A 14,975-nucleotide genomic window follows, 5' to 3' on the forward strand; every position below is an offset into this window, starting at 1 on the left:
CTTGAATATTTCTTGGAGAATGCGGCCGAACGGCCGTTTTCGGTCCTGAGAGGTTGCCGCGCCGTCGCCGTGCGCTATCGCCTCAGCGGCACACGCTAGTGGCGGTAAACGCTGGCGGGCGCGTTGGCTCTCTCCGATCGGACGCTGAGCCTCGCGGCGTCGAAAGGATTAACACCAATGATCCCGTGCCTGCGCCGATGGCATTCAGTGCGGGAACCCGATCGATGCTATGCTTTGCCCTGCAAGAAGAAGTCTCTGAACTTCGGTGAATGCCAGCCCCACCTCCGAAGGCGACCCCGGAACAGCCCCCTGTGGCCGGGGACGCTTTCGGAGCGAAAGACGTCCCTGGTCCAATAGCGTTCGCAAAGCCTTGCCGATGCAATGGTGCGTCCGCAACGCGGGACATGAATCGCTAATGGGGAACGGAGGATTTGACCATAGGCGGCGAGTCCGAGGGGACGAGGTCGACGCCGTCGGAGCCGACGCTGCGGCCGGCGGCGATGGCGACTTGCGTGCGGTTGCACACGCCAAGCTTGCGCATGATTTCCCGGACATGGACTTTCACGGTTGTCTCGGTCATTCCGAGCTTGCGACCGATAACCTTGTTGGGATCACCCTGGCACAGGCAGGCGAGAACCGCATACTGCCGCTCGGTAAACTCGGGCGCAGGCCGAGCACTCTCGGAGCCATTGCCACGCTGGATACCGGGGGACTTCCCATCAAAAAGGGCGCCTTGTGGCTCGTAAAGCCCGCCATCCGGGCCCATCGGCGCCTGATTTTGTTGCTCAGGGTCCGGAACCGTCTGCTCCGGAGCCAAATCCGGCCGCCCGAATTCTATCGGCGACGTTCCGCCGAATGCGCGACCGGCCATGATGACGGCAGGAGGAAAATAGGTTCCACCGCGCAGAACGAATGAAAGCGCTTGCAGTGCAAGATCCGGAGGCATCGAATTGCTGAAGTAGCCCCTGGCTCCCGAACGGATCGCTGAGATGATGGTTGCAGGATTTTCGTCGTCGGAGACGATTGCCAGCGCAGCCTCCCGGCGCAGCATATGCAGCACCTGGATCTCGTTGAATACCTCAAGCGCGGAGGGGGCGCCGACGCTGTAGATCAGCATGTCGCAGTCGCTGCGCTCGACGAGCTTGATGTGCGCCTCTTTAGGACCGAGCGAAATCAGCTCAACCTGTTCGTTCCTGGCCCAAGGACTCAAAAAGCTCTCTGCTCGAGCTCGTCGAAAAGCCATTGCGTCTACAATAAACACCGTCTTCTTAGGTGGGACTGACATAACGCGCCCCCGGACTTTGTGATGCTATCGATAGATTCTTTTCAAATCGCGCTGGTCGCTATTAATTAGTTCACTTAGCGTCAAAATTGTTCAGAAAAAGTTTACTCCTATACGGAAGGGATGCCAAGAAGGAGGAGTGTGACGAGATGTCGTCAAAACTGGGTCATTAAAGTGCGTTTTTCATTCCTCGATTTTAAAAATCACGCGCCACAACCTTCGCTATTATATCTTTCGATATGTACATCCGCGGTGGCCAAGCAGATACGATAGTATCCTCTCGGCCTTGCACGTCGCGGACGCATACGATGTTTGTCAGCAAGCTGCCCCCAAAGCCGGATTTCGAAGTGCTGGCGGCCGCTGCCCCGGCTTCCGCGGATCGTCGCACATTCGTTCACGCCTTAATGGGCAACCTCATCTGCAGCTGGTCGAACAACGAAAGTCTCTTCATCTACGTCCTGATGATCCTGTTGCGAACAGATGAAGCTTCGGCCGCCGTCGTGTTCGCCACGCTGAACACCACCCGTGCGAGACTCGATCTGATCCAGCGGTTGGCCAAGATCAGAGTAACCGACAAGGCGCTCGCCAGGAGTCTGACTGCGCTTGTCGAACGCTTTTCCGAATCCACCCGGGTTCGCAATGAACTGAATCATTGCATGTTCATCTTCGATTCCACAGGCGCCATCACCCACACTCAGTCGATGCGATTGACGGAAACCAAGTCCAGCCTGAGATTCGGAGAGATAAAGGCGTTGGATGAAAGCCGGCTGCAGGAGATGCTGCGGACAACCACCGAGATGACGAAGATCAATCGCGACATCTGGGATCTTCTTCCGCGCCTCGAAGCGCATGTCTGCGGCGGCGAGCAGCAGAAAGACCTTCCTACCAAGGTGGCCTGACGCTATCCGGCGACAACGGAACTTTGTGCCGTCGTCGTGGTCTCATCGGCATTCTCGAATCTCCTGAACGTGACGTGTGTCGATGGTTGATATCGCAAGATACAACGTCAGATCGAATGCATGCATGTTGTCGGCGAGGGTGTGTCGGCAAACTGACAGGGCTGGCATCCGCAATCACGCGGTGCCGGCAGTCGGAAGAACCGACATTGCAGAGCAGCGCCGCGCTTCGCAGACCGCAGACTTAGAAGATCAGCGATCTCGTTCCGCTCGCGATGCTCCAACCTCAGGAGCTCGTCATGGGTAGCCCAAAGAAGAAGTACGACCCCAGGAACAACCAGGACCAGGATCAGGACCAGGACCAGAAGCAAGACCAGTTGCAGGCGCAAGCCAACCTCCAGGCTCAGTTGCAGGGCCAAGGCCAGGGTCAAGGCCAGGGTCAGGGCCAATTGCAGTTCGCCGTTCAGTCGTTGGATTCCAAGAGCGAGAACGAGAACGACAACGACAACGACAACAAGAATGAGAATGAAAACAAGAACGAGAATACCGTCGACAACAAGCTCGACAACAAGGTAGATAACGATCTCGACAACGATGTCGACAACAAGATCGACAACAACATCGAAAACAAGATCGAAAACACCGTCGAGACCAAGGTAGACGTTGATGTCGATGTGGATGTCGACGTGGACACAAGCGGCCTGAGCACCCCGGTCATCGCTCTCTACGACTTCGACACGCACGGTTCTGTCGTCATGCCTGACGTCGTGACCCAGACGATGAACGACGGCAACCAGTTCAATATTGATCAGGTCAACAACCTGGTCGATAACGACACCAACAGCTCGTATGCCACGTACTATGGCGGCAACGGTGGATCGTGGTGTGAGCCGGGTGCCAGCTTCAGCATGGACGCCAAGATCGAGGGCGGGACGTCCAGGATCGACGCCGGGGACATTGGCGATCGTGCAAACGTTTCGTCCAGTGCCGATGCGGTTCTCAACCAGTCTGCCTTCGATCAGAACATCACGCAGGGTGCGAACATCCAGTTCAACAGCATCACCATTCAGGCTGCCGGTGACGCTCTGACTGATAACGATATAGGCTAGTTTTTGCGTTCGATCCGCGCGGCGTTAGCCGCGCGGGTCTTTTTTGCCAGTCATTTCATTTCAGTCGCTGCGTTGCCGATGAGGACTGAGGGCCGTACCGCGGCCTTGACAGTCTACGGCGACCGGGGAGGTTCCCATGGCGTCAGCGAGTTTTGTCGAAATAATTTCCCACTTCGCAGGATATCTGCAGATCTTCCACGATATCGCCCGCGACCGCGTCCAGTATGACGAAAGTCTCGCTCCCCGTCCGGCCGGCGATTACACCACGCTTCGGCCGAACTACGATTATCGCGTCGTGCCTGAGGATTTGGAGACCGCGGCCGGCCCGGTGCCGGAGCTGATGCCGGACGATCCGATCCATTTCGTCAGAGGGCGCGCACTCAAGCTCCGTAGTTCAGAGGAAGACGATTCCGATCTCTTTCCGCGTTCGCCGGCGCCGAGCGTACCGCCGCCGAAACCGCTGGGCGGCGGTGGCGGAGGCGGCAGCCCCGACTTTCACGTCAAGGTAAAATACCAGGACGGTGGCCCGGAAACCCAACTGACGGTTCATCAGTACAACTTCATGCATGATGACGACGTCAATCTGCCCACGGATCTACGGACCGTTGTTGAACCTCTGATCACAAGCCTCAACAGCGATGCGATGGCCACCATCGAGCAGTTGGCGGCCGATGCGAACGCCGAGCTTCCCGCCGAGTGGCAGATGCCGAAGACCGACGGCGGCGTTACGGATTTCCTAGTCGCCCGCGACGCGGCCTGGGCCGACGGCGAGCCGGATGCAAACTCTGTGACGCCTGGCTACTACGTCAACGGCGAGCTGCAGGAACGCCCAATAGAACCGTCGCCGCCAGCTGATGCGCCAGAATTGCCCGATACCGGACACGGAATCGGCCAATGGGCCTCGCTGGGCAACAACTTCAGCATCAACGCCGCGCTGATCGTCGATATCGGCGAGTCCGCCCGCACCATGGTGGTGATGGGAGATTACTTCAAGACCAATGCCATCTTCCAGACCAACACCATTATGGACGATGACCGGGTCCGCGTATCGGGCGGGGACCGCGAGCCATCATCAACCAGCGATGAGAACGTCGCGACCAACATCGCCGATTTTCTTCAGAACCCCAGCATCTACGTCGGCTTCCCGGCCCAATTTGCCGGCCCGAACTGGATCGTCGATGTGGTCGACGGCGACTTCTACAGCGTTCATGCGGTGGCTCAGGTCAACTATCTCTCCGACAACGATGTGGCAACGCAGGTCAGCAGCAGTTCCCACTACAATCTCGTCGGTGGTTACAATACCCAGGGCAACTTGGCCCAGATCCTTGACGGCAGCGTCGAATACGACCTGATCATCATCAAGGGCAGCTATCACGGCCTGAACGTCATCTTTCAAAACAACATCTTGCTGGACAACGACAAGATCAAGATGGCGGCCGACGGTGCTGACCCGTCTCAATCAGCGAGTTCAGGTAACAACAGCCTGTTGAACGAAGCCGCGGTTGCGAACTATGGCGGGGATACCTTCGACGAGCTGCCCGCCAACCTCGAGCTGATCCAAAGCTTGCTGGCCGCCGGCTTGACATCGCTCGATCCCGAACTGGCCGGCGCCCTCATCGGCCATGGTGGCCCCCTGAAGGTGCTCTACATCACTGGAGACTATTACGACATCAATGCGGTCTGGCAGACCAACATCACCTCCGACGTTGACGTGATGTATCAGCTCCAGAACCAGCCGTTGGCCGATCTGATGGCGCTTGATCCGGACGGAGCCGTGACGCAGTCGGTCACCACAGGCGGCAACGAACTGGTCAACGACGCGGCGGTCGTGGACGTCAATCCTGATGCAACTTACGTCGGAGGCCAGATCTACACCGATTCCATTTTGGTGCAGGCCGATCTGGTGCCGACAGCTTCGGATAACACCGTCAACGCCGATACCAACGCCTTAGTGACTGAACTCATTGCTTTCGTCGATGACCACCCTCAGGACACGACGAGCCCGCCGCCGGCAGCGATTGCTAATTCGGTGCAGGCAGACCCGATGGCGAGCGTGCTGCATTAGCCGCTATTGCAGGTATTTTCCCTATTGCAGTTGCAGGAGAGTTTTCAAATGTGGGGCTGGGATGATCGTCCAGGCGGTGCGGGGAGTTCGCGCCTGATTCAGTATGACGAAGCAACGGCGAGCACGGCCAAGATAATTCCGCTCCGCCCGTGGTTTGATCCACCGCCTTCGCGCGCCGAAGAATCGCTCGTCAAATTCGCCGACGAGAACAGTGGCGCGGCCGAAGCCAGGACCGTAGCCAAGACCGCCGAGCCATCCCTGCGGGTTGTGGCCGAGACCCAAGCCAAGCCTGACGCGAAAACTGAAGCCAAGGTTGAGGCCAAGACGGAAGCCAAGACCCCGCCGCCGGGATCCACCGTTGTGATCGAGCAGACGGTTCCGGCTCCTCCACTGCGCACCGGAGGTGACAAGGACGGTGGCGGCTCTTCAGGCCGCGGAGGCGGCGGCGGTGGAGGCGGGGGTAGTAACTCGCCGCCCCTGCATAGGCGTTCCAGCGACAATGAATTCAGGGACGTGCTCGGCAGCGGTCTGGCGAACGCCCGCCGTAACCTGGTGACCGTCGGGTTGTTCTCGGTTGCGGTCAACCTGCTGGTGCTCGCCATTCCGATCTACCTGTTCAACATGTCCGATCGCGTGCTGACCAGCCGCAGCACGGACACGCTGGTGATGCTGACGATCATCGTGGTCATCGCGATCGGGGCCCATGTGCTGATGGACATGATGCGACGCATCATCCTGATGCGGGTTGCGGTCGAGACCGAAGCTAAATTGGGCGGACCCGTGCTGAGCGCTGCTGCCAAATCCGCGCAGAGTGGATCCAGCCGCGAATTCCAGACGCTGGCCGACCTGCAGCACCTCCGCGCGTTTATTACCGGTCCGGTATTGCTGACGATGTTCGATACGCCGGTCGCGCCGGTCTATTTCGCTGTCGTGTTTCTGATCCATCCGCATCTCGGATTCATCGTGCTGGGCTCAGGCGTCGCGCTGGTTATCGTGGCGCTGTTGAACCAGCGCGTCACAGCGGCCCCGTTCAACCAGGCCAACAACTATGGCGCCAGGGCCAACCTGACGGCGGAATCGATGGCCCGCAATGCCCAGGTCATCAATGCGATGGGCATGATCCCGGAAGGCGTCCAGGTATGGGGCCGCGAAACCGTGGAGTCGCTAAAGGCACAGGTGATCGGACAGGATCGCAACATCCTGATGACGGGGGTGTCGAAGTTCCTGCGGCTGTGCACCCAGATCGCCATCCTGGGTTGGGGCGCGTGGCTGGCGCTGGAGGCCCATATCACCAGCGGCATGGTGATTGCGGCCTCGATCGTGGCGAGCCGCGCATTGGCGCCGCTGGAAGGTACCATCGAAGGCTGGCGCAGCTTCGTACAGGCACGTTCGGCCTATGCCCGCATCAGGGCGCTGCTCTTGAACTCGCCGCTCAACTTGGAGCGGCTCCGCCTGCCGCGTCCCGCGGGATATCTCAACGTCGAGCGCATTCTTTACGTGCCGCCACCGAACAAGAAGGTGATCCTGAACGGGATCAGCTTTCAGTTGAAGCCGGGGGAATCGCTTGCCATCGTCGGAGACTCCGGCACCGGGAAAACCATGTTGGCCCGCATGCTGGTCGGATCCATCATTCCGACAGCCGGCAGTGTCAGACTGGACATGATGGATCTGCGCAACTGGGATCCGCGCCAGTTTGGCGAGAGCGTCGGCTACCTGCCGCAGGATGTGCAATTGTTCCCGGCCACCATCAAGGCCAACATCGGCCGGATGCGCGACGACGCACGTGACGAGGATGTGTTCGATGCCGCCGAGACCGCCGATGTGCATGAGATGATCTCGAGCTTCGCCCAGGGCTATGAGACCATCGTCGGGATGGATGGAAGTCCGCTGTCGGGCGGCCAACGGCAACGGATCGGATTGGCCCGCGCGTTCTACGGCAATCCGCGTCTGATCGTACTCGACGAGCCCAACTCGAATCTGGATGCCAATGGTGAGCGGGCGCTCGCCAAGGCGCTGGTACGTGCCAAGGAAAAACAGATCACGGTGGTGACGATCACCCAGCGCGCGGCCCTGCTGATGAGCGTCGACAAGATCATGATCCTGCACCAGGGCGCGGTGCAGGCTTTCGGCAGCCGTGACGAGATCATTCCGATGATTGCCGGACGCAAGCCGAACAACACCCCGATGGGACCGGATAATCCGCCATCGTTGAATTGAAGGCGTCGGCCGGGTTTTACAGGAACGAGGTTGCGCGATGGCCAACAGGAAGATTGCGGACCGCTCCGCGGAATCAGAGGGCACCTGGTACGATTCGCTGCCGCGATCGACCAAGCTGCCAACCGCTGCCGGGGCGCTGATAATGGCAGTGGTGCTGATGGGATTCGGTGTCTGGGGCAACATGGCGCCGATCGCCGGTGCCGTGGTCGCCTCCGGCGTATTCGTCGTGACCGGACAGAACAAGATCATCCAGCATCTCGAAGGTGGAATGATCCGCGAAATCTACGTGCGCGAAGGCGACACGGTAGAAGCCGGACAAATCTTGCTCGAGCTCGACGACACCGCGGCGCGCGCGGAGTTGCAGCGCTTGTTCTTGCGCCGCATCAGACTGACGGCGATGGATGCCAGGCTGACTGCCGAGATGAAGGAGGATCCGGAGATCACGCTTCCTGCCGAAGTCGGCAAATGGCTGACCAGTTCACCCGAGGTGAAGGAAATCGTGGACAGCCAGCAGATGACGTTCACGGCGCGCCGCAACAATCTCAGCAGCGACATCAAGAGCATCCAGGAGAGCATCAACGCCCTGGAGGAGAGAATCCGGGGATCGCGGGTGCAGCTCGAGGCCGTGCATCGCCAGATCGTTCTGCTCGACGAGGAAATCGCCACCAAGGACAAGCTGGTGCAGGCCGGGCTGGTGCGCAAGCCCGAGCTGATGGTGCTGCAGCGTTCCAAGGCCAATCTGGAAGGCGAAGTCGGCCGCATCATGGGCGACATCGGCGATGCCAAGGAGCGCATCGCTCGCGCGCTCGAGCAGATCAATGGCGTGCGCAAGACCGCGATCAAGACTGCGGTCGAGCAGATGCACGAGATCCGCGGCGAATTGGCCGACGTCCGCGAGCGAATGCTGAGCGCCAAGGGCGTACTGGATCGTGTCCGTGTCACGGCGCCGGTCAGCGGCGTCGTGGTGAAGCTGCGCTATCACACGCGGGGCGGGGTGGTCGAGGCCGGCAAGAACATCATGGAGCTGTTGCCCTTGAAGGACGAACTCATCATCGAGGCGCGATTGCGGCCGCAGGACATCGACCACGTCAAGTACGGGCAAACCGCGATGGTGCGGTTGACGGCGCTGAACCAGCGCATCACGCCGATGGTCTCCGGAGATGTCGTGTACCTGTCGGCCGATACGCTTGCGGACGAAAAGAAGTCCCAACAGGTCGGGCCGACCGACATCTATCTCGTCCGCGTCAGGCTCAACGGCGAGGAGAGCAGGAATGTTCCGAATTTCAGTCCGACGCCCGGCATGCCGGCCGAGGTCTACATCAAGACATCGGAGCGAACTTTCTTCCAGTACATCGTCAGGCCGATCCACGACAGCATGACGCGCGCATTCCGGGAGCGCTAGTCATCGCGTGAGAAGTGTAACAAGCACATTGGAAAGGCGGTCGCCGTGCATATCGACATCATCGAAGACCTGCCGTCGCTGGCCAGGCTCGAGGACAACTGGAACGCCGTTTACGACGAGGATCCCGAGGCCCAGATATTCCTGTCGTGGAAGTGGCTGCACGGCTGGCTGTCCTGCATCCATGGGCCGTGGTTCATTCTGGCGGCAAAGGCCGGCAAGGCCGCCGACCTGCCTTATGTTGCGTTCTTTCCGCTGCGGCTGCAGACCACGATCGAGGACGCCGACATTATCCATGACATGAGGATGGCAGGCAATTTCGGCGCGGACTACACCGGCATCGTCTGCAGGCCCGAGGTGGAGAACAAGGTTCTCCCCGCCTTTGCCCGCTACGTCAGGCATATGAACTGGGCGCGCTTGAATCTCGACAATCTACGAATGTCGGAGCGGCGGGTGCGGCTGCTGCTGGCGTGCTTTCCGAAAGCCAGTTTTCGTTATCGGGAGGCCAACGCAGTCAACAAGGTCGACGGAATCGATAACAGCCTCTGCCCCTATGTGACGCTGCCCGGGGACTGGAATGCCTACCTCGAAACGCTGAGCACCAACACAAGGCAGAAGATTCGGCGCCTGCTGAAGCAGATCGACGCGCCGGGCGAATATCGGATATCGGTCTCCACATCAGAAACTTTCGAGCAGGACCTCAAGACCTTGCTGCGGTTCTGGGAGACAAAGTGGCGTCTCCGCAAGGGGGACCGCACCGACAGCCTCGTGCGCTCGAACGGCGCGATGCTGACGCGCAGTTTCCAATCCGGTCTGGTGTACCTGCCGACGTTCTGGCATGGCGAGCGTGCGGTTGCGGCGCTGGCCACGCTGGTGGATCCGCGCAAGCGGACCTTCTCATTCTACATGACCGGACGTGACGAGACGTTCGAGGGACCGCCGGCGGGAGTGATCCTGCATGCCTTCAGCATTCGCCACGCCATCGCGAACGGCTTTTGCGAATACGACTTCCTGCGCGGCAACGAGCCCTACAAATATTCGTTTGGCTGCGCCGAGCGCAAGATCCGCAACACGATCCTGGAGACCAGGGACGGCAGGAATCTTCGCACCGGCATCGATCCGCGGAGCATTCCGGACGTGTTGCAGAAGGCAACCGAACTGCACAGAAAGGGAAAAATTGCTGAAGCCGAGATGGGATACCGGCGGATTTTAGCCGCGCAGCCGAAACACGCCGACGCGTTGCACCGGCTGGGCCAGTTGTTGGCGGCGAAGGCTGATTTTGTCGCAGCCAAGCGGGTGTTCCGTACCTTGACCGCGGTTCGCCCCGGCGCCGCCAAGGCGTGGCAGTGCCTGGGCCAGGTCTGCGAAAGTCTCGGTGAGCATGAGCAGGCGCTGCGTCAGTATCTCGAGTTCATGCGGTTGCTGCCGGATTCGCCCGACGGGTTTGTCGCGGTCGCCAGATGCATGGCGAAGCTCGGGCGAATTGCGGAAATCAATGCCGCGCTGTTGGCCGCAATCGAACCGGCGAGCGGACCGTCGGTGAGGAAGTGGCGCGATTGGCGAAGCATACCGGATCGGCAGGCCCCGGAACGTTCGATCTCGGCGTAGGACGGGATTGATGAATTCCGCAAAAGCGCTTGGTCCCAGAACCGGATCCCGCAAAGGGTCAGCCGATCAACAGCCTCCGCTGTCTGCAGGGACCCGTGTCAGGACGAGTGCGGTCGGAGCAATGCGATGCCCAAATCTCGCCGGCCGGGAAGCGGTTGTCATCGGCTCGGGCCGTTATCGCAGCACCATCCGCGTCATGTTCGACGGTTTCAAGTCGCCGACATCGCTGCATAACAGCTACATCGAACCCGTGGTGGAGGAAGAAGGTTCTTCCGCTCGGGCCAGCGCGGTACGCCTGGGCGCCGGTTCTACCCGACAGGGAGAAGCCGGCGTCCACGTGCGGGGCCGGCGATTTCATTGAAGCCCGAGTCGAGGAGGGGCCAAGTTCCGCACGGCTGGAACCGTCCTGCCCGCAAAACGTTGATTTACCGGCGGGCGGACGTACGCTTTTCGATCCCGCATCTGCTTCCACGTTTTGTCGAGGTGTCGCCTGCTGCGAAGCTCATCGATCCTCATCCCGGGTAAAACCGTCTGGAGAAGGTGCAAGGCAAGGCGGCTGGCAATTCTCAACGACGCAGCCGCGTATTTCGCCGCTTTGCGGGAAGCGCTGCTGCTCGCGACGCGGCAGGTCTACATCATCGGCTGGGACATCCACAGCCTGACCCGCTTTGTCGGGCCTTCCGGGCACGCCGATGATGGTTATCCGGAAGGACTCGGGGCGTTTCTGAAAGCGCTCTTGAAGGCGAAGCCCGAACTGCGCATCAACATCCTGAGCTGGAATTTTCCGGCGCTGTATGCGGCGGAGCGGGAGTGGAATTCGGCCGCCAAATTCACCGCGGAAGCATCGGACCGGCTCTGCTTCTGTTTCGATTCCAGTCTTCCTCTGGGGTCAGCGCAACATCAGAAAATCGTCGTCATCGACGGCGCGCTGGCGTTTTCCGGCGGCCTCGATCTCACGATCCGGCGCTGGGACACCAGCGAGCACAAAACCCATCACCCGCTGCGGACCGATCCCGACGGCAAGCCGTATCCGCCGTTTCACGACGTGCAATGCATGGTGGATGGCGAAGCCGCGGCCAGTCTGACGGAAGTGGTGGAGAACCGGTGGCGGGCCGCCGGCTGTACCGTCGAAACTTCAGAGGCGGTCGCGGGCGACCGCTGGCCGACCTCGGTGCCGGTACAATGCCGGGGCATGACGGTCGGCATTGCCCGCACTGAGATCGCGACCGCAAGCGATAACGGCGTCAACGAGGTCGCGCGGCTGTTCGAGGCCTCGATCAACGCCGCCGATCGTTTCATCTATATCGAAAACCAGTTCACCAGCGCCACCGACATCGCGCGCCTGTTGGCGCAGCGGATGCTGGACGTGCCACAGCTTCGCGTCCTGATCGTCACGCCGAAGATGCATTCGTCCTGGTTCGAATCGCAGGCGATGCAGAGCGGCCGCGGCGGATTCATCGCGGCATTCGTGGCGGCCGGCGTCATGGACCGGATCCGCTTTCTCTATCCATCGACGCAGGAAGGGGACGAAGCCGCCGCCGTCATGGTGCACAGCAAGGTGATGATCGTCGACGACCGCATCCTGCGCGTCGGCTCGGCCAACCTCAACAATCGCTCGATGGGGGCGGACACCGAATGCGATCTCGCGTTCGAAGCCACGTCCGAGGCGCATCTCAAATGTATCGCCCGGCTTCGTCGTCAACTGATCGGCCATTTCTGCGGCGTCGACGAACGGGAAATCGCAAGCAACGAAGCTGACCTGTTCGGATATCTGGATCGTCTGGCCGAAGGTGGCGGCGCGAAATCGTTGCGGCCGATCGATCCGGCCGCGACAGCCGGCAGCATGGCGACCATGGTGCAGCCGGTCGCCGATCCCAGGGAGCCGCTTCATCTCGACCGTGCCGCGACGCGCATGTGGACGCCGAGAACGATTTTGGCCGTATCCGGATTGGCCGCGGCGCTCGCCGGCCTCGCGCTGGCCTGGCAGTATACATCGCTGCGCGATTTCACCGATGTCGGCTTCGTCTCCTCGGTCATTTCGCAGCCTGCGCGGTCGCAATTCGCGCCGCTGTTCGCGATTGCCGCCTTCGTGGTCGGTGGGCTGGTGGTGTTTCCCGTGCTGGTTCTGATCGCCGCGACATCGGCGGCGCTCGGGCCCTGGATGGGGTTCTTCAGCGCCGGCGCCGGCGTGCTGCTCAGCGCGCTCACACTGTTTTCGATCGGCCGCGTGCTGGGTCAGGCGCGGTTGCAGCGGCTGCTCGGCCGGCGGGCTGCAAGGGTTCAGGGCCGCATCATCGGCAAGGGGGTCGTTGCGGTGGCCATGATCCGGATGGTGCCGATCGCCCCGTTCTCGATCGTCAACGTGGTAGCGGGCGCCAGCAAGCTGAGCCTGCGCGATTTCCTGCTTGGCACCGTGCTGGGTATGGCGCCGGGGATCGCCGTGATGGCTGCGCTCGGCGCGCAGATCGCAGATCTCGCCCGAAATGCCTCATGGACGAATGCGCTGCTGCTGGCGCTGGCAATCCTGGCCTGGATCGCGCTGTGCCTTGGCGTCCAGTTCCTGGTGACGTGGATGGCGGGACGACGACCGTGACGGCTACGCTGCGCATCATGACGTGGAACGTGCACGGCATCTTCCACCTCAATCCGGGTTTCGATCTGGACGGCGTTTGTTCCGTCATCCGCCACTGGTCGCCTGATGTGGTGGCGCTGCAGGAAGTCGATTCACGCGGACGAACCGACGACCCCTTTGCCCTTCTCGCGAAGGCCGTCGGCGACCACAGCGTCGACGCAAGATCGATTGTCACGCAGGACGGCGACTACGGACAGGTGCTGTTGAGCCGCTGGCCCTTCGCCGAGCCGCCAACAATCTCCGACGTCTCCTATCAGGAGCGCGAGCCCCGCCGCGCCATCGCCGCGCGCATATTGTCGGACTTCGGGGAGATGAAGGTCATTGCCACCCATCTCGGCTTGAGCATTCATGAACGGCATGCTCAGGCGCACGCTTTGGTCGACCTGGTGCAGCCGACGCGAACGATCGTGCTCGGCGATTTCAACGACTGGTTCTGGGTGAAGTCGGTGCGGGGCGTGCTGGCGCGGATCTGCCCGGTCCGGACGCGGCTACGGACGTTTCCCGCAAGATTGCCGATGATGCGGCTGGACCGGATCTACGCCTCGCGCGATCTGATCATCCGCTCGGCCTGGACCGATCGCAAGGCCCGCGCCTATTCGGACCATCTGCCCGTGATCGCCGACGTCATGTTTCCGGACTGAATGGTGACATCAGGCGGGCTTGGCCGGATGCTGCGTTCTCGGATGGCGCTCATGCAACAGCCTCGCCAGATCGTGACGCAACTCCGACCGGTCGCGCATGGCGGTCTCGAACAGCGCTTCCTGGATGTCGCGCGGCATGTCGCCCCAGACCGCCATCGCAGCCTCGCCGAGCAATGATGCAAAGGTCTGTTCGCTGGTCATGTCGATCCTCCCGATCTTCGACGTTTGACCGGAACGAAGGTTCCATCGACGGGAATCAATCCCGTTTCGTCCGTTGACGAATATGGAGTTACGGACCGGCCTGCAGACCCAGCCGACCGACGCCGGGCAGTTTCAATGCGGGGCGGCGGATGTCGAAGCCGAGGACGCCGCCGAAGAGATTGAGCTCGAACCCCTCGATCCATCCGATCGTCAGCCCGAGATAACCTCCGAGCGAAGCAAACACGCCGGTGCGCGATGGCGTGAAGCCGACCCAGTCGCCATGGTAAGGGTAATCCTTGCCGATCGCAGTCGGCGGCAGCACGGCTTCGAGTTCCGGAACGGCGTTCAGGATCGCCTGGATGAAAGTGTTGGAGTTCGGACCAGGCCAGGCGCTGTAATCCCCATTGGCGCGAAACCTGTAGGTTTCGATGACCGAGCGGATTTTGGGAATGAGCGCTTCCGCCTTCGGACCGTCGACGCTGACGACGGTTTCGGGGATCGCGCCAAACCAGCGTCCGTCGGCCTGAAATCCGTCGATCCGGATCGGCTCGCCCCAGGCCGTGTAATCATAGCGGCTGTAACGGCTGGCGCCGCGCTCCTTCACCACGATCCAGGTGTGAACCGCGAATATCCCGCGCCAGCGTACGGTCCTTGCCGCGAAAACCCGGATGACGGCATCCGCATGCTCAGAGGCCTTGGGAAGCAGCCCGGCGCTTGAACGGTCCGCCGTCTGCCAGTTCTCACGCCTGTCGCCGAGCAGATATTTCACGGCGGAAACAGCCACGGGAACGAGCACGAGGAGCAGAAAAATGACCAGGTATCTTTTCACGGCGGGGATCAATTGGAACGGATTGCAGGCTCTTGATGTAGTCGCTCCAATCCTGATTTCCAGTTCAGCCCTGCCAAGGTAGCAAAACGGGATCAA

Annotated in this window: 11 protein-coding genes; 8 read left to right on the forward strand and 3 right to left on the reverse strand. The window is 60.9% G+C overall.

Features of this window, described 5'->3' with window-relative positions:
* Positions 1–412: 412 nt before the first annotated feature.
* Positions 413–1,261, reverse strand: coding sequence for a response regulator transcription factor (locus tag ACH79_RS20850; RefSeq protein WP_246738620.1), 849 nt, complete (start codon positions 1,259–1,261; stop codon positions 413–415).
* 368 nt (positions 1,262–1,629) lie between these two features.
* Here ACH79_RS20850 and ACH79_RS20855 point away from each other — a divergent pair, with 368 nt between their 5' ends.
* From ACH79_RS20855 to ACH79_RS20890, 8 genes are all read left to right on the forward strand, one after another.
* Positions 1,630–2,181, forward strand: a complete 552-nt coding sequence (locus ACH79_RS20855; RefSeq protein WP_371419438.1) for a hypothetical protein — start codon at positions 1,630–1,632, stop codon at positions 2,179–2,181.
* A gap of 296 nt (positions 2,182–2,477) precedes the next feature.
* Positions 2,478–3,287, forward strand: a complete 810-nt coding sequence (locus ACH79_RS20860) for a hypothetical protein (protein WP_161852660.1) — start codon at positions 2,478–2,480, stop codon at positions 3,285–3,287.
* 136 nt (positions 3,288–3,423) lie between these two features.
* The gene (locus ACH79_RS20865; RefSeq protein ID WP_161852661.1) at positions 3,424–5,352 is read left to right on the forward strand and encodes a hypothetical protein; all 1,929 of its coding nucleotides are present in this window, start codon (positions 3,424–3,426) and stop codon (positions 5,350–5,352) included.
* Between the two features lie 48 nt (positions 5,353–5,400).
* Positions 5,401–7,569, forward strand: a complete 2,169-nt coding sequence (locus ACH79_RS20870) for a type I secretion system permease/ATPase (RefSeq protein WP_202639283.1) — start codon at positions 5,401–5,403, stop codon at positions 7,567–7,569.
* A gap of 37 nt (positions 7,570–7,606) precedes the next feature.
* Positions 7,607–8,971 (forward strand): HlyD family type I secretion periplasmic adaptor subunit, encoded by a 1,365-nt coding sequence (locus ACH79_RS20875; RefSeq protein ID WP_161852662.1) that lies wholly within the window; start codon positions 7,607–7,609, stop codon positions 8,969–8,971.
* Between the two features lie 45 nt (positions 8,972–9,016).
* Positions 9,017–10,576 (forward strand): GNAT family N-acetyltransferase, encoded by a 1,560-nt coding sequence (locus tag ACH79_RS20880; RefSeq protein WP_161852663.1) that lies wholly within the window; start codon positions 9,017–9,019, stop codon positions 10,574–10,576.
* Between the two features lie 595 nt (positions 10,577–11,171).
* Positions 11,172–13,169 carry a VTT domain-containing protein gene (locus ACH79_RS20885; protein ID WP_246738621.1) on the forward strand — a complete coding sequence of 666 codons (1,998 nt, stop codon included), beginning with the start codon at positions 11,172–11,174 and terminating at the stop codon, positions 13,167–13,169.
* Positions 13,166–13,849 (forward strand): endonuclease/exonuclease/phosphatase family protein, encoded by a 684-nt coding sequence (locus ACH79_RS20890; protein WP_246738622.1) that lies wholly within the window; start codon positions 13,166–13,168, stop codon positions 13,847–13,849. Before ACH79_RS20885 ends, ACH79_RS20890 begins: the two co-directional genes overlap by 4 nt.
* A 9-nt stretch (positions 13,850–13,858) precedes the next feature.
* On the opposite strand, the gene ACH79_RS20895 is transcribed toward ACH79_RS20890, so the two are convergent.
* Complete coding sequence (locus ACH79_RS20895) at positions 13,859–14,050, reverse strand: hypothetical protein (protein WP_057833427.1); 192 nt, start codon at positions 14,048–14,050, stop codon at positions 13,859–13,861.
* Positions 14,051–14,138: 88 nt separating this feature from the next.
* Positions 14,139–14,867, reverse strand: coding sequence for a DUF3750 domain-containing protein (locus ACH79_RS20900; RefSeq protein WP_161856481.1), 729 nt, complete (start codon positions 14,865–14,867; stop codon positions 14,139–14,141).
* Positions 14,868–14,975 lie beyond the last annotated feature (108 nt).

The organism is Bradyrhizobium sp. CCBAU 051011, assembly GCF_009930815.1.
Taxonomy (GTDB): Bacteria; Pseudomonadota; Alphaproteobacteria; order Rhizobiales; family Xanthobacteraceae; genus Bradyrhizobium.